Genomic DNA, 20,635 nt, shown 5'->3' with positions numbered 1-20,635 from the left:
TTCTTTTTGCGTCAATAATATTGAGTTGGATGGCAATCTATAATGGCTTTCCATTAACATTTAATAATGACACGGGTATGTATATTGAAAATGCATTTCAGCGTTATGTAGCCTCTGATCGTCCCATGTATTACGGTCTTTTTATATATGTGACAAGTTTAAATTTTACGCTTTGGTTTGTAGTCTTCACTCAATCTTTAATTGTAGCCTATCTGATTTATTTATTTTTTAAATATTTTGTCCCATACTTTCACATTTCGGCGTATTTAATAGTTGTTGTATTTCTAGCTTTTTTCACGACCGTTTCTTTTGAAGTAAGCTGGATGATGCCCGATATTTTTACTGCTATTCTGGTTATTTCTTTGTCACTTTTACTTTTTTGTGATAATTTATCAAAATTCGATCATTACCTACTTCTGATATTTGTTTTTTATGCTATCGCGGTTCATAACTCCCACATTTTTATCGGTGTGACAATTTGGTTTTGCCTAATAACTTTTAAAATACTGCATGCCAAGGGCTTCTTTTATTACATAAAGTTCGTTAGTTACAAGCGGTTTTCTAGGATATTTTTTTTAATGCTTTTCAGTTACGTAGGAGTTGGTGTAGGACATTACTTCGTTAGCGGAAATTTCCAAAGTTCTAGGGGAGGGCCGATATTTCTTTTTAGTAACCTAATTGAAATGGGTATAACCAACGAGTATTTAGATGAGTATTGTGGTTCAAAAAACTATAGTATTTGTTCCTGTAAAGATTCACTTCCAAATAACTTTTTATGGGATGAAAAAAGTCCTATAAAAAAATTAGGGTGGGAAAAAAACATGCCAGAATATACAATGATTATTAAGGATATGTTGAGCAAACCGAAATACCTATTGATGTTTGTGTATAGGGGAGTCATTTATACAGGAAAACAGTATAGCAATTTTGATGCAATTGACATTTCCCCTCCCGCAGATCGTATCAGTAAAGCTGTAAAGCATTATTTCCCACATGAGTATAAAGGGTTGAAAGATTCGAAACAGAGTAGAAATTTATTATCTCTAGGATTTTTAAATTTTATGCAAGAAGTTTTTTTTGCAATTGCAACCTTTTATTACATCGTGTGGTATCGAAGTATAGATCCAAGATTGAGGATTATTCTTTTGACATTTCTCGCAGCTTTGATTATTAATGCAATTATTTGTTCCGTATTATCTGGTGTATATCCTAGATACCAAGCGAGATTAATTTGGATTTATTTTTTACCACTATTATTACATTGTTCAAATCAATTTATTGCCAAGAGAATACTAATAAATTAACTTTTAACCAACCAAAATTTATCTGAATATGGAAATTACGATTTTAATGCCTTGCCTCAATGAGGAGGAGACTATTGAGCAGTGTATAATTAAGGCACTCAAGGTTATTGAAAATGAACATCTAGATGCTGAAGTTCTCGTCGCAGATAATGGAAGCACTGATCAATCACTTGAAATCTGTCGCTCCCTTGGGGTACGTGTAGTGCATGTGCTTGAAAAAGGCTATGGAGCAGCACTCCTTTTAGGAATTAAAGAGGCAAAAGGCAGATATGTTATTATGGCTGATTCAGACGATAGTTATAACTTTTCCGAATTTATGCCATTCGTTAAAGAGCTAAGAAAAGGATACGATCTGGTAATTGGGAATCGATTTAAAGGAGGTATTTCACCTGGTGCCATGCCAGTTTTGCACAGATATCTTGGAAATCCTGTACTAAGCTCACTTGGTCGAATAATCTATCATGTTAACGTTAGAGATTTCCATTGTGGATATCGCGGAGTTAATAGAAGTTCGATAATTGATCTTAAATTAAACCGAAAAGGGATGGATTTTGCTTCTGAAATGGTTGTTAAAAGTGCCTTACAAAACCTCAAGATAACAGAAATACCAGTCAGACTATATCCAGACGGACGCTCAAGAGCTCCACATCTAAAAACGTGGTCGGATGGATGGAGGCACTTACGCTTTCTTCTGCTATCAAGCCCAAGTTGGTTATTTCTTTATCCGGGAGGACTATTGATGAGTTTCGGATTTATGTCAGCTATAATAGCTACGATATATGGATCGGATGTATATGCTCTGTTTTCACCATCACATATAAGCTTTACAAGCTATGGTTCTTTATTAATCGGATTCCAACTGATCGCTTTCTATTTTTTTGCAAATGAATTTGGAGCATCCAGATCTAACAATATCAGCAATAAATGGATATCCAACTTTAATAAGGTCTTCCGTTTGGAAAAGGGGCTTCTGATTGGAGGGGGTATGATATTAGTTGCGGGCCTTTTTGCATTTCAAAGATTTGATCAAATATTACCATATAAAAATGATAGCATACATGACTTCCCATTTGCTGCATTAATTATTTTATTTGGAGTGGAAGTTATATTTAATTGTTTTTTATTTTATTTATGTAAAAATAATAGATATGTATCTTCTTAATAAATCCTTTTGAAGGAATAAAATTAAAATGTATTTAGTTAGTCTTATAAACCGCATGATAGACTTTTTGTAGTAGACCAGTTTATGTTAAAGATTCTTTTTTCAAATATAAATATTAGTTGGATTGGAGGTTTGTTAGTAGATGGGGGCCGCTGCAAATTAAATGAGAAATCAACAAATTATATGAAAAAGAGATTGTGAACCATCATAAATATTTAGTAAAAGTCAGGTAGTAAGATGTGTAAATAGAAATGTCTTTTTATATAGTAAAGTAGCTTTCAAATTAATTGATAGATATATATCACTAATGTCCATTATCCAACATTAATCGTCCGATATCGGACATCACGAATCCTTGTAAGACATTCATTAAAAGTTGATTGAGTATTTGGCAAATCTATTGTTATTTATCATGCGAAATATTAATTCGAAACAAGAATGAATGCTTTATATCCAATATACATGAAAACCAAAATGAAATATTTGATCATTTTTATTTTAACGATAATATTCCATTACAACTCAGTAGCACAACAAGACTCTCTGAAATCCTTTATTCAATCTTATGTAACGAAGAATGGCTTTGACGGAACTATACTAGTTCAACAGGATTCTGCTATAATCTACAAAGAGAGCTTTGGTATAGCGGATCGAAGATTTGATGTTCCAATAAACAATGAAACTATCTACAATATTGCATCGATAACAAAGGCTTTTACAGCAGTCCTGATCCTTCAACTGGTAGAGCAGGGAAAGCTGGAGTTAAATAAACCTTTTAAGACTTATTTACCTGAATATCCAGATAAAGTAAGTTTAAAAGTTACCTTACATCAGCTGCTTAACCATAATTCGGGAGTTGTACTCATTGATACAGTTTCAAGTGTAGATAAAGCGATGAAATATGGTCTGGGTATATTTCAGACTCCGTATACTTCAGATCAGATTTTAAAAAGTTTTTGGGATAAACCTCTTGCAAATAAACCGGGCACGAAGTTCACTTACAATAATGCAGATTACATTATTTTAGGTAAAATCATTGAAAAGATCTATCGCAAAACTTATGAAGAGGTGCTGTATGAAAAGATATTAAGACCTTTGGACATGCACAATTCGGGCGTAATGCATGAGAAAGATATAATAAAAAATCTAGCAAGTACTTATTTTAAGGACAAAAATTCAGCTATTTTCATTAATAGTTTACCTATGTTTATAGAAAACTGGTATGCCGCTGGTGCCATGTATTGTTCACCTTCAGATCTACTGAAATTCTCTAACGCTCTGTATGGACTAAAATTAATAAGTAAAAGAAGTCTTGATTCAATGCTTACTCCCGGGCTTGATAATTATGGTTATGGGGTATGGGTTAAAGGTCTGGGGGATGAAAGACGAATGGAGAGATATGGACAAATAATGGGTATTAACGCAGTATGGATGAAATTTTTGAATAAAAAAACTACGATTATTATTCTGAGCAATACGAATGTTGCTAACCTTGGTGAACTGGCATTAAATATCGAGATGAATGTCCCTAAGTAACCCATCATATCCAGAAAGCTGATTACAAAAAGTAACAAATATACAGATATCCAACTTCGTCGGTGTACAGAGTTAGCAACTCCAATAGCTACTTTTTGTTCTTAAGCAACCATTCATATATTTCCGGTTTAGTTTCATATAAATCTTCAATCCCGTGTCCTCTGTCTTTTAATTTGGTAAATCTTATTTTTTCATTACATTTCCTCAAGCCATTGACAATTCGTTCTGTCTCATTGATAGAGATTTGATCGTCAGCAGTACCATGAAATGTCCAGATCGGTGTCTTACTAAGGTTGCATACTCTCATCGTATCACTATCGTTAATTCCACCACACAATGGTACAATAGCCGCAAAGGTATCGGGAAAATCCAGGGCAACTATATATGTCCCATAGCCACCCATGCTGATGCCAGTACAGTAAATCCTACTGGTGTCGATTCTATATTGAGACATTAGATCAGAGTAAAGAGGTTCAAACCAATTCTCTGATGACCAATATTTGTCAGCGGGACATTGTGGAGAAGCAATTATAAAATCAAAATCATGTCCCTTTTGTATTAGGTAGGGCATTCCGTACACTTTAAGCTTATTTATGTCATTTCCTCTTTGCGATCCTCCATGTAGATAAATTAAGAGCGGATATTTTTTTCCACTAGAACTATAATCCTTCGGTAAATACAAGTCATAGTTATACTTAGCTTTATCCTTTACTTGTCCATTTGAGTGCATAGAAAAAATAAGAAATAGGTGTGTTAAAATGTATGGTGTCATTTTAAATAATATAGACATAAACCAATTTCATTTGTATATAGCTTGCTTAATCGATGCAGAGGTGTAACAGCTCCTACAAGCGGGAGGTATTCTTATTTTTAACAAGGATATAATTACTGCTTGTTTCATCTTTTATAACAGTATAATTTTTATTTAATTGTAATGACCAACCGTCCCCCTCTATTAATTGATCATTTATTTTGGTAGGAATACTGATAGATATTTTATTCCAATTAGGGAACATTAAAGCACCATTATTCACTTCAAGAATCCCCCAGTTATCTGTTACTCTCATATTCGGATAAACTGTTCCTTTATCACCGATTGGAAGTATATTGCGTGGGTCAAAAGAAATATTCATATTTTCAAAACCTATTTCAAAATGTGGTTGCTCTATAAATTTAGAGTTATATTCTGCTATTCTTATTTTTATTTTTGCCTCTCTTATTTCTTCTTCCTGAATAATTTCTTCGCCGTTATATTCTTTAAAAATTTTCACAACAGTAGCTTTTAAATCAGTAGGTATCTTAATATTTAAATTTTCAATAAAAAAATCTGTTAGGTTATTATCAGCAGATATTTTTTGATTCCAATATTTATCCTTTTTACGTAGAAAATTACCATATATAGGAGTAGTATTATAAGCAAAAGACCGCACATAGGTAGGATTTTTGATAAAAGTATTTACACTATTGACAAAATGCTGTTTTGTAGCCTCTTTATTTCTATTGCTAATCATAAAACCTGTATATTCTGCAAGACCCTCGTTAAGTTCGAGTTGATTTTCAGTGTCATAAGATTCGGGGAAAATAGCATTTCTATACTTTCTAAAAATAAAGGCATTGGTTAAATGCTTGGTTTGCTCTTTCTGTGTATTAGAAAGGATCGCTTTCTTGAGAGCCTCCAATTCCAACCGTAAATATATTCTTCCATCTTTCAGCTCCAAATGGTTACTTTCTTTGTTATATTGGGTAAATCCCAAAGAAATCTGCACTGTATGAAAAAGCTCGTGAGCTAATAAGTTGATTCTGTCATATCTATCTTTAGACAGAGGAAGCATTATCATTGCCCAAGTTTTGCCATTCCATTGCATTGAGGTATTTGCAATATTAATGCTGGCGGGTAATGTACCAACATAAATATCTTTTTGTAGCTTTAAAGTATTCTTAATATCAGGCTCATTACTGTATAGTAGGCGATTTTCAGGATTAACTAATAAAATACTTCCATATAAATCCCTATTCCATAATTTTACTCCTTGTTTTGTTACATATTTAATTTCTTTGAAATAATTGGAGATACTGTCTATATTTTCAACTTTAGACTGTTGTGCAAATGCTATTGAAATATGGATTAAATATACAATGACCGTAAACACCTTTTTCATAATCTGGTTATAATTTTATAAGATAACTAAAACAAAATTAAACAAATATTTAAACCATTTATTAGATTGGTCTGAATTCTTACAATCATTTTTTGTTTATGTATTTCTTTTCAAGATCTGCTCCCAGAATGACTCTTCTTAACAAGAGTTCTTTCATTTCTATGCTATTTATTGGATAAAGCAGAGAAGCATTGTATCGAGAAAGGTGAGCGTCAAAAAGCTATTTTAATTGCATTAGAATTTAAGAGATGGGTTTACCTGTAGAGCAAATTGCTAAAGGTACCGGACTTTCCATCGAGGATATCGAAAAATTGAAATAGAACATCGTTCTAAATTATACTGAACCGTTTGGGATGACCAAGCGGTTTTTTTTGTGCCTTTGTTATTGACAAGTGGACGACAGCATAATAACCCCATTTCAGGTTCAACCACTTCACCTACCCATTTCCACCATTCACCGAGTTTTTAGTTGGTTTAGTCTAATTGCGATAGGGTAGGGACGATTTACACCCTACTTTTGAATCAACAAACAAATAGCAACTAACAATATAACATAAAGACATTATGAAAACTATAGCAAAAACATTCGCAGCAGCAGCCTTGATCGCAGTATCAACATTCACTATGGCAGCAGGCAAACCACTAGGAGACAACTCTAAAAAAGCGGTCGTCAATCTATCCACAGCAGATCTAGCCATTGATCATTACGTTGCGGTTATGACCGAAGGACAGTCGGCAGGAGTAGAGCAGTTGTTTACCTCAGATTTTAAACAGAAAGTACATGCCTCAACAGATAGGATCAACAGCCGTTCAGAAGTTATTTCATTCTTGAAAAAACAAAAAGGGGAGCAGCTGAACTGTAAAACAAGCACTACCATTGTTGAGCAATCCAGTGACTACATGGTGGCAAAAGTAACCCAACAATTTGAAGGGTTTACCAAGACCGATTTAATCACATTGGTCAATGACGGTGGTAACTGGAAAGTATCTCAATCTATCAACTCGTATAAGTAAGTTAAGTAAATTTCATATGTTTATTCAAAGCCACGTCGAGAGATGTGGCTTTTCTTTTTAGTATTCACAACTATTTTACCCAACAACAAACGTTTTTTCCTATTCTTTTAACAGTAAGTAGAGAACTATTTGATTTGATAAATAATTTAGTATTTTTGCTAAATTATTTGGTTTAAAAGGTTTTGTTTTTTATTTTTACTTGATAACCAGTAATATACCATTATGAGTGTAAAGATAAGTAACCTTTCGAAGTACATCGATATCTTAAGTGACTTCGGTTGGAAATTTTATTTCGGTCGAGAGGAGAATAAGGGTAACCTAATTAATTTTCTGAATAGTATTTTAGAAGGCGAACATGTTGTAGAGGATCTTACCTATAGCAATGTGGAGGAAGATGGCGATGAACCTAATGAGCGCAAAGTTATTTTTGATTTGCGATGTGTTGGTGTAGGTGGAGAAGTTTTTCTAGTAGAGATGCAATTGCAGAATCAGGATTTCTTTTTTGATCGTGCGGTGGGTTACACCTCTAGGACCATTAGTCGTCTAGCTAAAAAAGGAAAGAAAGGAGATAATTATGAGTTACCGCCAATTTATTTTATCGCTGTTTTAGGCTTTCGTTTGGATGTTGCCAATAGTGATAAGTACTTTTATAGTGGTAAGATTATTGACGAATTCGATCAGGAGGTGCTATATCCTAAGTTGAGTTACAAGATGCTTGTATTACCTAATTTTAATAAAGCTAAAGCCGATTTACCGACGATTCTGGATCAATGGATGTATCTTATGAAGCACTTGGATAAAATCGATAAGCTACCTAACTATTTGGATAAAAGAATATTCTCCCGTATCTTTGAACTAGGAGAACTGGCAAAACTAACGCCTGAGGAACAGATGTCATACATATCCAGCTTAGATCGTAAACGCGATTATACCAACACGTTGGCATACGCAAAAAAAGAAGGACAGAAAGAAGCAGAGGCTAAAGCCTATGCTGAGAAAATCGCTTCAGCAAGAGAGTTAAAGAAATCTGGAGTAAGCAATGAAATTATTTCAAAAAGTTTAGGCATATCTTTGGAGGTTATTAACAAACTTTAAAATCGAAAAACTGAAGTAGAACAGTGTTCTAAAATATACAGAACCGTTTGGGATGACCAAGCGGTTTTTTTTGTGCAATTCCAAATCATTCCTTCTTCTATGAATGAAAGGTAGTTTTCTGCTTCATAGGATAAACTTTACTTTTAGTCATGAAGAGAAGAAAGAGTGTCTAAAAAATTTTCAGACAATTTATAAGAAATGTGGTAATCAAAAGGTAATGGAAATTTATCTCTTTAATTTCAGCTCACTAAATAGCGTGTTTCTTTTAAGATATATACAGAAATAAATCGCTATTTTTAATAAAGGATAGCTTATATTTTCCAAACCCAAACCTTTGAACAAATAATATAAAAAGACGGAGCAATGATTTTTTTCTTAGATATAGACGGAGTATTGGTTCATGCTAATCCACATCAGAAAGTGGAATTGGATGAGGATGGTTTTTATAAGTTTAATCCGCAAGCTATTCAGATTTTAAAGTCTGTTATTTATAAAACGAAGGACAAAGTCATTCTTTCCACATCACATCGTTTTAAATATAGTATTCAAGAATGGAAAGTCATTTTTAAAACTAGGGGACTGGAGCTGAAAAATCTTTCCATTTTAGATGATAAAGCATATTTTTCAAATCATCGACATACTCGAAAAGAGGAGATTTTAGGATGGATTCAATCCAATAATTTAGACTATAAAGAAATTGTCATTATAGATGATGATAAGTCCCTGAATGATTTACCTGCACATCTAAAGGCTCGTTTAGTCTTGACAAATTCTTATACTGGTTTAAATGATGTAAATGACTTAAAACGAATTTTACAGAGAAGGTTGTCAAGTAAGATCGATTGAGAACTTATAGTTCTACACTATTAAACACGAGGTTGGGATTACTCCCGTAAATTCAATTGAGAAATCAAGAATAATACAATTTATTACAAAGCTTAAAATTAATTGATCATGGAGTTTTTAAATTCGGACTCACATTTATCGCTACTATATCGTAAAGCCAAAGAAAGCTTCGAATGGTGTATTCAAAGTGATGAAAATGAATTCTTGAAAGATGAATTAAGCATGTCTTTTAATGATATTGTGTTAATTGAAAAAGATATAAAAATTGTATTTTCGAAAAGAGTTTTCGAGGAGTATAATATTGAGGTATGTTTACTTTTGTCTGCAGGTAATATTGAAGTTGGCAAATACCCTATATATTGAAAATGATAAAAATGAAGGTATTGATGATAGTTTAATTTTGTATTAGATTAACATTGAGAAGAGAAATCCGTTAGCTTATTATTTACTAAGGTTAAGCTTTACGCTTCGAAACTTTTTTCAAATAAAGTCATTAGGACTACGATATAAATAATTTGTTTTTAATGAAAAGAAAAACTATAATTTTGGTGATTGTTTTGGCTTTGATAGCTTTTTTTCTCTTTGGTGTAAAATATGAAACGATCATATATCTGGGTATGTCATCTTCAACATCAGACGGTTACAGTATTGATGCACAAGTGAAAATAGATGGAGAGCTGATTACAAAAGATAGTATCAATAATAATCCATATAAATATAAGACGATAAAAAAGAAATTGGGTATTGGTTTTCGGAAAGTTGAAATTTTATCTGTAAAAGCTGATGTTTACAGCACAGAGACTTTATTAATATTTCCGAATCAGTTTATTCTTATGGAATTCCTTCCTGCAACAGATATGAATAAAAAAATTATCTATCCACAACGATTTGATATAGCGAATGGATTTAATCCTTTTTATTATGAGTAGGAAGGCTTTAAACATTTATTCGTAAAGAAAAAACCTGTTTATGTTTTTGATAAGATAAGTACGAATAGATTTACTGGAGAAAAAATTAGAATGTTTAGGTTGTTTATAGATAATATCGCGATAGATGAATATGAAGATTTTGTTTCTGGCAGTGATTCCGATAGTTTAGAACTAGTTAAAAACTAGATTATGGAGTCTTTATAAAATTTAGATAAGTTGCCCAAGTCTGTAAAAAATTTTGATAAAGAAAGATTCAAAAATGATATGAATATTATTCTAGCTTCATTTGTCGATTAAGTTGGCAACGCTTTGGAGAAGTTGGAGCGTTGCCTTTTATCGTAATTTATTTTAACAATTCTTTTAACTTTTCCATTGCATTCGTGTTTTCCGCGTTTAATTCTAAACTTTTTTTATAATTTTCAATAGCTTTTTTAAGATGACCGTCCATCATATACGCTTCTCCTAAAGAGTCGTAAGCTTCATACGATTTTGGAAAAGATAAAATTTCGAGTGTGAATAAGTCTATTGCTTTTTTATGTAAACCTCTTTTAATCATCTCGTAGCCTTTGGCATTCAGGTCGGCTTCAGATATTTCTAATTTTGATTCTTTTATAAGAAATTTAGCTTCATCAAAACCCTTATCCAAACAAGTGTTGATTATTTTTTTTGTATAAAAATAAGTATCTAGCTTTGGTGTTGAACCAGCAATTGTTTTTTCCATAAAAAAACGAGCATCTAAAAATCCTTGATCTAGGTCTTTATTAGTAAGTAAAATTATAGTATAATTTTGTTTATCAAATATACGCCATTCAGCACCAACACCAAAATGCCCGCCACTGTGTCCATAAATTCCAGATCCTCGTGCTCCTGCAAACTGCATTCCGTATCCATATCGGTCGTTTTCAGGTTCCTTTTTCATAAAATTTGTATAATCAGCATTTAAGAGCTTATTATTTTTAAATGCCAATGCAAATTTGTACAAATCATTTATGGTGGTATAGCCACCACCTGCAGAACTGCCCTTGACAGCACTCATGAAAAATGTTTTTTGTAACTGGTTTGGATAAACATCTGATAATGTGTAGTTTTCTGCTTCATTTTCTATAATGTGGTCAACGTCAACATTGCCCGTATTTAGCATCTTTGCTTTTGAGAAAATATGCTTTTTAATATAGTCATCATAGGGCATTTTACTCACAGTTTCTATAATTCTACCGAGCAAAATATAGTTTGTATTCCTGTAAGAGAATTGCTCATTCGGTTTAAATTCCAACGGTTCATCTTCATATAATTTGGAAAGACTTTCTATTGTTCTAAATTTTATTTTAGAAGTATTCAAAAACTTATCGGAATAAAAATAATCAGCCAGCCCACTTCTGTGCATGAGTAATAATCTAATTGTGATAGAATCTCTTGCTACCTTATTTGGGTAATCTGGGATAAATTTCCCAATAGGATCATCCAAGGATAATTTTCCAGCTTGGATTAACTGAAATATAGCAACTGCAGTGAATGATTTTCCTATGGAAGCATAAGAAAATCTTGTGTCCGTATTATTTTTGACTTTGTGACCCAAATGAGCAAACCCATAAGATTTTTGCAATAAAATACTATCATCTTTAGCTATTAAAACGGCACCGCTAAAACCTTCTAAAGAATCTAGATAGTTAATAATCTCGCTTGCTTTAGTGTCTTGAGAAAAAACGGTTTTATTATTTGTGCAAGAAAATATAATAATGGTAGCTAATAGTTGGATACATTTTTTCATTTAGTATTTGTTTTACAGTTTTGGGTAATTTTACTTAATATTTCAAATAATTGTTTTAGTTCTTGTTCTGATAATGAGTTTAATGCAATCTCTCTATTTTTCGTTATGACAGGGTTTAGTTTTTCAATGATTTCTTTACCACTTGTTGTGATTTTTAACTCCGATTTTCGTTTGTCAGCATCGTCAATAGTTTTTGTTAAATAGTTTTTATTTATCATCAACTTGATTATTCGCGTCATTGATGCATAATCCTTAAAAACTAAATCGGCAATTTCAGATTGACTTTTATCCTCTTTGTCAATGATAATTAGAATCAAAGCTTGGTCCACAGTAATCGTTGGTACTATACTAGATATATTTTGTTGACATAATCTACGATAAGCTTTTATAGTTTCTTCAATGGAGTATAGTACGGTGCTAGTTGGAGTTTTGAATTTCATATTTACTTGATATATCAAACAAATATAATTATTTATTTGATATATCAAGTAAATGTATAAGATCGCGTAAGTATTAAATTTTGCAATGTTGCATGTGGTCATCCAAATTAGGAGTAATATTTTTTAGGTTTTCAAATTTTGGGATCGTGTTCTATTAACCATATATCATGAGAGTCGGCTGATAAATGATTGGTGCTACATCCGCCATTAAGCGCCAGTTTCTATACCACTTCTATACCCCCTATAAATCCTGATGATTCAAAGGCGTAAAAGAATACAGCGAGTTCATTTTTTAACGTATTACGTAGACTTTGAATATCAGGGAGTTTACCTAAACTTCATCGTAATATTTGTTTTTGATAGGTCGCTGAGAGAGCGTTAAAAATTGTTTAATTTTCACGTTTTAACTATTTCTGAGTCAGAAATTGAAATAAAATTAGGAAGGAGTAGTATAATGGGCACTCAAGAATATTTATTAGATAAAGCAGAGAAGCAAGGTATAGAAAAGGGGCGTTTAGAAGAGCGTGCTAAGCTTAAGGTAGAAAAGCGTACTATTGCATTAGAATTTAAGAAAATGGGTTTACCTGTAGCAGATATTGCTAAGGGTACCGGACTTTCCATAGAAAAGATCGAAAAACTGAAATAGCACATTGTTCTAAAATATACAGAACCGTTTGGGATGACCAAGCGGTTTTTTTTTGCCTTTATTATTGACAAGTGGGTGACAGCAGAATAATCCCATTCCAGGTTCAACCATTTCACCTACCCATTTTCACCATTCACCGAGTTTTTAGTTGGTTTAGTCTAATTGCCATAGAGCAGGGACGAATTACACCCTACTTTTGAATCAACAACTAAGAACAATAAACTAACAATATAACATAAAGACATTATGAACACTATAGCAAAAACATTCGCAGCAGCAGCCTTGATCGCATTATCTACATTCAGTATGGCAGCAGCTAAACCAGAGGTATCAAACCCTAAAAAAGCAGTCGTTAATCTATCCACAGCAGACTTAGCCATTGATCATTATATAGCTGTTATGACAGAAGGACAGTCGGCAGGAGTAGAGCAGTTGTTCACTTCAGATTTTAAACAGAAAGTACAGGCAGCAGAAGCTAAGATCAATAGCCGTTCAGAAGTAATTTCCTTCTTGAAAAAGCAAAAAGGGGAGCAGTTGAACTGTAAAACAAGCACTACCATAGTTGAGCAGTCAGGTGACTACATGGTGGCAAAAGTAACCCAACAATTTGAAGATTTTACCAAGACCGATCTAGTGACTTTGGTCAATGACGGTGGTAATTGGAAAGTATCGCAATCCATCAACACGTATAAGTAAGTTAAGTTTGAATGCATATGTTTAGTCAGAGCCACATCGTGAGATGTGGCTTTTCTTTTTTCTATAGCATGTCTAAAGATTGATCCAAGTTGTGCTAGCCGACAACAAACGATTACAAACGACTACAAACGTTTAATAACCGACTAATATTTTTAGTTTTTATCATATTTGGTTTATGTAATTAATTATTTAAATAAATCCTAAAATTATGGTAGCACATGCAGAACCCGTATTTATTGATCCGACCACCGATGAAGGATTCAAGCGGTTATTCGGAGACAAAGTCAACCTGATCAACTTTCTCAACATCATCTTTCGTGGTCGAAAGATGATCACAGATCTTACTTATCGGGATACCGAGCGTATCGGAGCGACCGAAGAGATCGGTAAAGTTATCTTTGATCTTGTAGTCCAGATCAGTACAGGAGAAGAGATCATCATCGAGATGCAGACGAGTACACAGACCAATCTGAAGCAACGCATGCTGTACTATGCCAGCAAGGTCATTTCAGACACAGCACCCAAAGGAAACCGTAAAGCCTGGGCGTATGCCATTCCCGAGGTTTACACCATTGTCCTGATGGACGGTTTTCATATGCCGGGAGTTGATCGGAACACATATTTTCACGATACCTGCCTGTGTAATAGAGATTCAGGACAAATTTTCTATGAAGGATTTGGGTTTATCTATTTAGAAATTATTAACTTTGTTAAAAGCGAAGCTGAAGTTGAAGACGAACTGGATAAAGTATTCTTTATGCTCAAAAATATGTCTACGTTAAAGACCTTGCCACGGATCATGAAATCGGCGGTATTTCAACGATTCTTCCAGTTGGCCAGCTACGCAAAATTGACAAAGGAGGAAAAGACTATGTATGATATTAGTTTAAAACGCAAGTGGGATGCCGAAGCAGTGCGGATGTATCAACAGGAACAAGTTGAAGGACTAGAAAAACAATTGAAAGAGGCTAAAAAAGAAGCTAAAAAAGCATCATTAGTAGCTAAAGCTGAAGGACTTGCTGAAGGAAAAGCTGAAGGCGAACACAATAAAGCTATTGAGACAGCTTTGAGGTTTAAAGAGATGGGTTTACTTGTAGAGCAAATCGCTAAGGGTACCGGACTTTCAATAGAAGAGATCGAAAAACTGAAGTAGAACATAGTTCTAAAATATATAGAACCGCTTGGGATGACCAAGCGGTTTTTTTTGTGCCTTTGTTATAGACGTGTGGGTAGTTTTATCGCATTGACCAATGTTTTCTGTATGGTGTAGTAGGAGTGTTTACAAAGATTTTTGTAACTTCATTTCTAAGCTCAGGATTTTGGTATTAGTGTATATATTGTTGGCAATCGTTTAGCGGGCAGAAACCATATCTTTTGTATACTTTTCTTATTCCAAACTCACGTTAATAAAAATTTAAATGGGCTTAAAAACTTTTGATATTTCATCATTAACGCAAACGGAAATACAAAGTTATTTGCACGCTGCCATTGCACCCCGCCCGATATGCTTCGCATCCACTATTGATAAAAACGGTAAGATTAATTTAAGTCCGTTTAGTTTTTTTAATGTTGTCAGTATGAATCCTCCGATATGCGTTTTTTCGGTTACAAGCAGGGCGCGGGATAATAGTTCTAAACATACGCTTGAAAACATTTTGGAAATACCTGAATGTGTGATTAATATTGTGAGCTATAATATGGTTCAACAGACCTATCTAACAAGCACCGACTATCCAAAAGAGGTAAATGAGTTTTCGAAAGCAGGGTTTACTGAATTGCCTTCAGAAACGGTAAAACCACCCAGAGTAGCAGAATCTAACATTCAATTGGAATGTGCTGTGAATGATGTAATATCGTTAGGGAAAAACGGAGGAGCAGGTAATTTGATTATTGCTGAGGTAAAACGCATTCATATCAATGAAGATATTTTGGATGATAACGGTAAATTAGACCCTCATAAAATGGATCTGGTGGCTCGTTTAGGTGGTGATTGGTATTGTAGGGTAACCAGCGACAGTTTATTTAAAATAGCCAAACCCATAGATAATGGAGGAGTAGGTATCGGCATAGATGCTTTTCCTCAACAGGTTAAAAACTCCAGCGTATTAACCGGGAATAATTTGGGTTTATTGGCACTTGTTAAATCGCTACCATCAGATGAGGAGGTAGAAGCCTTTAGTAAAACGGATGAAGTAAAAGAGCTGCTTAATACCAATATCAAGAATCGCACGATGCTCCTGCAATTAAAAGCTCAGCAATTGTTAGAAAATGGACGTGTAATGGATGCATGGAAAGTGCTGCTGATGTAGCCAAAATAGCTTTTCATTTCCATTTTAAAATGCTACCATTACAATTATTAATGTTCTTAACTTACACTGTCGAATAAGTTATCAACTCCAATCTTAATTATTTAAGATCAATAGGTCCTATGGGTGCCAAAATGGATCCTCAATTTTATGGAAATCAGATGCAGATAAAAATTGCAGACAAGTTTTAGATATACAACTATTTTATTACCCATGGGCAATTGCCTCCAGGAAATAAAATTTTTAGATAATTATTTATGCATTTTAATATAAGCTTAATAATGGATGCAGGATCTAATCATAAATTAGATCTTGTTAGCGATCTTCAAAAAAAATTAAAAATTTTTTTTGAAGGAAGATTTTATGGTTCAGACCTAGAAAGTTATGTTATCGGTTTTACAAGTGTTTTAACCCCTCCAGGTTTTGAGCATCTTTTTACAGCCAAGAAACCTTTGTACGTTCGTGATAAAACAACAAAAAACAGATTTACAGGAGAGATGCAGAGAATGGTAAAATTATTCCTTGATGACATTGTTTTAACTTCTGATGAGTATGAAAGTTTTGTTTCTGGCAACGATTATGATAGTATAGAACTTTTAAAAACTAGAATATTGGAGTCCTTATCAAATTTAGATAAGCTGCCCAAGGCTGTAAAAGATTTTGATAAAGAAAAGTTCAAAATGGACATGAAAGCTTGTTTATATGATTCTGTTTAGATATATGTAATAAGTGGCAAGTACTACTTTCATTTTTTTTTTAAATGAAAGTATAAATTTATACCACACGACCAAATACTACTATTTCTACTCCATTGCAAACTTTAATGGAGGCAAGAAAAATAATTCATAAACATATTCCAGTTAAATAGATAGTCATGAATTTGAACATACATGAATTGAATGAGAAATTTAAAGAATTAATCACTAAACCACTTAAATCTAGTGAAGATTTAAAATTACAAGAAGAAATAAGAATTGCTTTAGAAAAATCTTTAAGAGAGGAGCTCGCAGAATTAGTGAACGACCTTAATTCAATAGGAATTAAAATAAATTCTGTATGGGACTTGGTTAAAACAAATGAAAGATATCCTGATGCTATCCCAATTCTATTAGATCACCTACAAAAAGACTATCATGAAAGAAATATAGAAGGAATAATAAGGGCATTAGCTGTAAAGGAAGCAAAAGGAAAGGCAACTCCTTATTTAATCACTATGTATCACCAAATCCCTAAAGATAATGATTCATTACGTTGGGCTATTGGCAATACTATAGATATGACAATTACTCAAGATGACGTCAAGAGCATTTTACCAATCGTTCAGGATAAAACAAACAGAACCTCAAGACAGATGTTTGTTTTCGCTTTAGGGAAAATTAAATCTGCAGAAGTAGAAGATGTACTAATAAATTTGCTTAATGATGATGAAGTAGTTGCTCACGCTTTAATAGCACTTGGAAAAATTAAATCACAAAAAGCAAAAGATAAAATAGCAATATTGACAGATCACCCTAAACCTTTCGTAAGAAAGGAAGCTCAAAAAGCATTAAAAAAAATAATAAAATAAGTTTTGATCCATATGAAGATGACCTTGAGAGATCGACAATGGATAATGATATAATTTTATTTGAACATTTTGAAGCTTACTCAACTTGAGTGGAAAATAACTGAAAGAGCGTAGCGATGAGCTCAGTTGTGAAGGTAAATGACAGATAAATAATATAAATTATAAGTATCTTTAAAATAGCAAGGAAACCCCATAGGGTTCATAAGTGCAGATAAAAAACAATTATTGATCTGATAAATGCAGCGTGACTTAAATCTGTGTACACATACGTTGGAATTTTGCGAGAGCGGCATGATGATGAATACATCCTTATGGATCAGCATAATTTAGGTATGCAAGTTGGAGCAATGTTTGTCATCGGCTGTCGTTGATTAAAGACTTTAGCATATGAAGCTGTTGGTTTAATTATAATAATCAATAAAAAATGAATAATACGTTAAATACAATTTGGGTTTTTCATGGTGAGGGAGGAAGGTTTTCAAGTGGCGTTTTTACCTCAATTGAAAAGGCAGAAATATGGATAAATAGACATAAATTATCAGGAGTATTAACAGAATATCCAATTGATGAAGGAGTGTACGACTGGGCATTATTTAATAGTTTTTTCGATGTGAAAAAAGAATCTCAAATGACGGCAAATTTTATCCAACAATTTACATGTACAAGTCAAGATCATTATCATTATGAAAATGGAATAAGAGATAATTAGTCTTCATTCAGTTTCGTTAGCGTAATTAGTAAATTCCCTTGTAAACTGTAAATAGTAAGCAAAAAAGGAACATTCCAACTATGAATTTTAAGGGATACGTTTTACACTATAGTTCGTCTCTGGCGATCGGGGAAGTACTAGTAATTTCTTTATTTACTGCCGTCTTAAGTTGTCATTAGTGGACAGTTAAGTGATCACTATGAACCTCATATACCAACTAACAGAGATATCAAAAATTGATTAAGTGATGAGTTTTAGATTCAATATATTAGCAGATTTTTATTGGGAGAGTAAAATAGATAAGGTTTTAGATACTTTGTCAGAAACAGGGTACAGACGATTTTTTTCGGAACAGTATTATGGTTCTACTCTAAATGGTATAACAGTTTTATTGATTTGTCAAGATCCGAGTCTGAATCTAAAGCAAAGAATTAGACTGTCAAAAAAGGAGAAGACTATTTACATGGATATTATGCTTAATCTAAACCAATTTTTGAAAATTGAACAGAAGGAACGAAAGAAAATCGTAGTTGAAAAGCTGATTAATGAGGTTCCTGTTATAATTAGGAAATATAAATTGGAAGATTTTGACATCCTAAAGTTTGAATCAGATTTAAAGAAGTGGATGATAAAAATCTTATAAGTAGAAGTATCGTTTATGAGTGAAGTTTTTTAAGGTTTTTATATTTATTAAATGTTTGAAAAATGGTAAGTCTTCAAAAACAGGGAAGTTTACCCTGTCACTACTGCAATTTTTATGGTAGTATTTGTCGGAATGGTATCTAATGCAAATTAGTTTCTTCACAATTGGGATATTCTGTGAGATATGATTGTACACGGAGCAATGTTCAGTTGAATCCGAGGATGCTTAATTCAAGTAATAATCAAGACAGTAAGGATTGAATTGCTAATAATTCAGGACTCGCAGAAAAAATAGGCTGGATGATAAAGGATAGCCTGATACTAATGCTCAGTAACAACTACCAATGTACATGGACCTGATGGAAGTGTGCAAAAAGAATATAGTAAAGGGCATGGGAAAAGTTGGTCTATTGAAAGTGAGAGGGATGATCACGTGCATGATCATAAACCAAAACCCAATCCTCATCCATATGACCTTAAACCATCTGAAAGACAACAGGGAAGAACTCCAAAAAAGGACGAATTAGAGAAGGATCAAAAAAGACAAAAAGAACGTCAAGATAATTGAAGAAGTAATATGGAATATTTAGCAAAAGATGATAAATTAATGGATATTTTAGTAAATCAAGCATATTTGCCAAATGCTGTAATATCCAGCATTAATATATGTTTGATAGACGAGATCCTATGTGTAGAAGTATATTTTAAAATTCATAATTCGAAAGCAAATGAATTGAAAATCATATTTCAGGTTGTCAAAGAATATGGATTTAATTATAGTTCTATGTCTTATTTTTACAACATAGAAATGTTTAAACTTTTAAAATGTGATGGATTTTATTATATAAGTTTTGATCCATATGAAGATGACCTTGAGAAAAGATCGGCAATGGATAATGATTTAATATTATTTGAACATTTTAAAGCTTACTCAGCTTAAGCGGAATTATTTCAATTATATTCGAATCCAGCAGCTTTAGAGCGAACTACTTTCTATTTCAATGGAAAAGTAATACCTAGTCCATTTTAAAACGATAAATTATGAGCAAAGAAATTTTTAAATCAAATAAATATTTTACAGTTTTTGACTTTGTAATTAGTCATGGTCAATTATTGTTAAGAGCCAGTAAGGATGAGGATAATTTTAAGAATATCGATATCATATTTTTTGGCACGAGATATATTCAATTATTCACATCTTTATCTGGTTTATCAATTAGTTTGGTAGAGAACAATAAAGAAATCATTAACTACTCCACGGTAAATTCTTTTTTGAGTACTAACGAAAATTATTTATTTGAGATAGAAACTAAAAATGAAAAATACTATGTCGGCGCTTCTTACTTTAAAGTATATGAGAATGAATTGGAATTTAACGAAACTAGTTTAGGATTGAACGAAATTAAAGGAAGAGAAAAGGAAATAGCAGGAAGTTGCTAACAGAGGTACATTTTATTTAGGTATGTCTAATGCAATCGGATTTGGAGAATATAGCATTCAACAACTTCAAAAAATAGTGCCACAATTGAGGAGTGCCGCTAATCAACTATATAATAATCTTAATTCAACATTAACAAGAACTGGTGCATGGCCTGGTCAGGCAGATAATGTATTAATGCATATTACCAATAACGGGAAAATGCTAGTTACAAAATTAAATGGGGAATTCATTGCAGTAATTAACAAGACTTCAAACTCACATTATGTGAAAGCAATACCAATTAAATAAGTAGATGACAGAATTTAAAGAGCTAATTGGACAGAAAGTTGAAAAATTATATCTTATAATATGGCCTCCTTTCGGAGAACAAGAACT

At 32.8% G+C, this 20,635-nt stretch carries 23 protein-coding genes; 19 read left to right on the top strand and 4 right to left on the bottom strand.

The features are described 5' to 3' along the window. The first annotated feature begins 578 nt into the window (after window positions 1–578). The 3 genes from WH188_RS25645 to WH188_RS25635 all read left to right on the top strand — a co-directional run bounded on the left by WH188_RS25645 (window position 579) and on the right by WH188_RS25635 (window position 4,002). Window positions 579–1,304 (top strand): hypothetical protein, encoded by a 726-nt coding sequence (locus WH188_RS25645; RefSeq protein ID WP_339424811.1) that lies wholly within the window; start codon window positions 579–581, stop codon window positions 1,302–1,304. 28 nt (window positions 1,305–1,332) lie between these two features. Further along, on the top strand, window positions 1,333–2,466 hold the full coding sequence (locus tag WH188_RS25640; protein ID WP_339424810.1) for a glycosyltransferase family 2 protein: 1,134 nt from the start codon (window positions 1,333–1,335) through the stop codon (window positions 2,464–2,466). Between the two features lie 462 nt (window positions 2,467–2,928). Next, complete coding sequence (locus WH188_RS25635) at window positions 2,929–4,002, top strand: serine hydrolase domain-containing protein (protein ID WP_339424809.1); 1,074 nt, start codon at window positions 2,929–2,931, stop codon at window positions 4,000–4,002. 88 nt (window positions 4,003–4,090) lie between these two features. On the opposite strand, the gene WH188_RS25630 is transcribed toward WH188_RS25635, so the two are convergent. Continuing rightward, window positions 4,091–4,774 (bottom strand): carboxylesterase family protein, encoded by a 684-nt coding sequence (locus WH188_RS25630; protein WP_168126823.1) that lies wholly within the window; start codon window positions 4,772–4,774, stop codon window positions 4,091–4,093. A gap of 73 nt (window positions 4,775–4,847) precedes the next feature. Beyond that, complete coding sequence (locus WH188_RS25625; protein ID WP_339424808.1) at window positions 4,848–6,161, bottom strand: hypothetical protein; 1,314 nt, start codon at window positions 6,159–6,161, stop codon at window positions 4,848–4,850. A 564-nt stretch (window positions 6,162–6,725) separates the two neighbouring features. Between WH188_RS25625 and WH188_RS25620 the strand changes: the two genes are divergently transcribed. The 5 genes from WH188_RS25620 to WH188_RS25600 all read left to right on the top strand — a co-directional run bounded on the left by WH188_RS25620 (window position 6,726) and on the right by WH188_RS25600 (window position 10,045). Continuing rightward, a complete protein-coding gene (locus WH188_RS25620) occupies window positions 6,726–7,175 on the top strand; it encodes a nuclear transport factor 2 family protein (protein ID WP_132768857.1) in 450 nt (149 codons plus the stop codon). 222 nt (window positions 7,176–7,397) lie between these two features. Then, window positions 7,398–8,270 (top strand): Rpn family recombination-promoting nuclease/putative transposase, encoded by an 873-nt coding sequence (locus WH188_RS25615; RefSeq protein ID WP_132768855.1) that lies wholly within the window; start codon window positions 7,398–7,400, stop codon window positions 8,268–8,270. Window positions 8,271–8,633: 363 nt separating this feature from the next. Next, complete coding sequence (locus WH188_RS25610) at window positions 8,634–9,116, top strand: HAD domain-containing protein (RefSeq protein WP_132768853.1); 483 nt, start codon at window positions 8,634–8,636, stop codon at window positions 9,114–9,116. Window positions 9,117–9,224: 108 nt separating this feature from the next. Beyond that, window positions 9,225–9,479 (top strand): hypothetical protein, encoded by a 255-nt coding sequence (locus tag WH188_RS25605; RefSeq protein WP_132768851.1) that lies wholly within the window; start codon window positions 9,225–9,227, stop codon window positions 9,477–9,479. 161 nt (window positions 9,480–9,640) lie between these two features. Next, window positions 9,641–10,045, top strand: a complete 405-nt coding sequence (locus WH188_RS25600) for a hypothetical protein (RefSeq protein WP_132768849.1) — start codon at window positions 9,641–9,643, stop codon at window positions 10,043–10,045. A gap of 343 nt (window positions 10,046–10,388) precedes the next feature. On the opposite strand, the gene WH188_RS25595 is transcribed toward WH188_RS25600, so the two are convergent. Beyond that, on the bottom strand, window positions 10,389–11,813 hold the full coding sequence (locus WH188_RS25595) for a serine hydrolase (protein ID WP_132768847.1): 1,425 nt from the start codon (window positions 11,811–11,813) through the stop codon (window positions 10,389–10,391). After that, on the bottom strand, window positions 11,810–12,253 hold the full coding sequence (locus WH188_RS25590; protein WP_165905847.1) for a MarR family winged helix-turn-helix transcriptional regulator: 444 nt from the start codon (window positions 12,251–12,253) through the stop codon (window positions 11,810–11,812). The genes WH188_RS25595 and WH188_RS25590 overlap by 4 nt, the downstream gene beginning before the upstream one ends. A gap of 454 nt (window positions 12,254–12,707) precedes the next feature. Between WH188_RS25590 and WH188_RS25585 the strand changes: the two genes are divergently transcribed. The 11 genes from WH188_RS25585 to WH188_RS25535 all read left to right on the top strand — a co-directional run bounded on the left by WH188_RS25585 (window position 12,708) and on the right by WH188_RS25535 (window position 20,548). Beyond that, window positions 12,708–12,899 carry a hypothetical protein gene (locus tag WH188_RS25585; RefSeq protein WP_132768843.1) on the top strand — a complete coding sequence of 64 codons (192 nt, stop codon included), beginning with the start codon at window positions 12,708–12,710 and terminating at the stop codon, window positions 12,897–12,899. 246 nt (window positions 12,900–13,145) lie between these two features. Then, the gene (locus tag WH188_RS25580) at window positions 13,146–13,595 is read left to right on the top strand and encodes a nuclear transport factor 2 family protein (RefSeq protein WP_132768841.1); all 450 of its coding nucleotides are present in this window, start codon (window positions 13,146–13,148) and stop codon (window positions 13,593–13,595) included. Window positions 13,596–13,803: 208 nt separating this feature from the next. Further along, window positions 13,804–14,748, top strand: a complete 945-nt coding sequence (locus WH188_RS25575; RefSeq protein WP_339424807.1) for an Rpn family recombination-promoting nuclease/putative transposase — start codon at window positions 13,804–13,806, stop codon at window positions 14,746–14,748. Window positions 14,749–15,013: 265 nt separating this feature from the next. Then, window positions 15,014–15,904, top strand: coding sequence for a flavin reductase family protein (locus tag WH188_RS25570; RefSeq protein WP_339424806.1), 891 nt, complete (start codon window positions 15,014–15,016; stop codon window positions 15,902–15,904). Between the two features lie 278 nt (window positions 15,905–16,182). Next, window positions 16,183–16,617 (top strand): hypothetical protein, encoded by a 435-nt coding sequence (locus WH188_RS25565; RefSeq protein WP_339424805.1) that lies wholly within the window; start codon window positions 16,183–16,185, stop codon window positions 16,615–16,617. A gap of 158 nt (window positions 16,618–16,775) precedes the next feature. Then, window positions 16,776–17,468, top strand: coding sequence for a HEAT repeat domain-containing protein (locus WH188_RS25560; RefSeq protein WP_339424804.1), 693 nt, complete (start codon window positions 16,776–16,778; stop codon window positions 17,466–17,468). A gap of 424 nt (window positions 17,469–17,892) precedes the next feature. Beyond that, window positions 17,893–18,177, top strand: coding sequence for a DUF7710 domain-containing protein (locus WH188_RS25555; RefSeq protein WP_339424803.1), 285 nt, complete (start codon window positions 17,893–17,895; stop codon window positions 18,175–18,177). 247 nt (window positions 18,178–18,424) lie between these two features. Then, the gene (locus tag WH188_RS25550) at window positions 18,425–18,820 is read left to right on the top strand and encodes a hypothetical protein (protein WP_339424802.1); all 396 of its coding nucleotides are present in this window, start codon (window positions 18,425–18,427) and stop codon (window positions 18,818–18,820) included. A gap of 576 nt (window positions 18,821–19,396) precedes the next feature. Next, entirely contained in the window at window positions 19,397–19,759 is a 363-nt protein-coding gene (locus WH188_RS25545) for a hypothetical protein (RefSeq protein WP_132768771.1), read from the top strand. 101 nt (window positions 19,760–19,860) lie between these two features. Then, window positions 19,861–20,259 carry a hypothetical protein gene (locus tag WH188_RS25540; protein ID WP_132768769.1) on the top strand — a complete coding sequence of 133 codons (399 nt, stop codon included), beginning with the start codon at window positions 19,861–19,863 and terminating at the stop codon, window positions 20,257–20,259. 22 nt (window positions 20,260–20,281) lie between these two features. Next, window positions 20,282–20,548, top strand: coding sequence for a hypothetical protein (locus tag WH188_RS25535; protein WP_339424801.1), 267 nt, complete (start codon window positions 20,282–20,284; stop codon window positions 20,546–20,548). Window positions 20,549–20,635 lie beyond the last annotated feature (87 nt).

It is taken from the genome of Sphingobacterium sp. MYb388 (assembly GCF_037479535.1).
Lineage (GTDB): Bacteria > Bacteroidota > Bacteroidia > Sphingobacteriales > Sphingobacteriaceae > Sphingobacterium > Sphingobacterium anhuiense.
The sequence above is the reverse complement of the archived record's forward strand: the minus strand, read 5'-3'. Positions and strand labels throughout refer to the sequence as shown.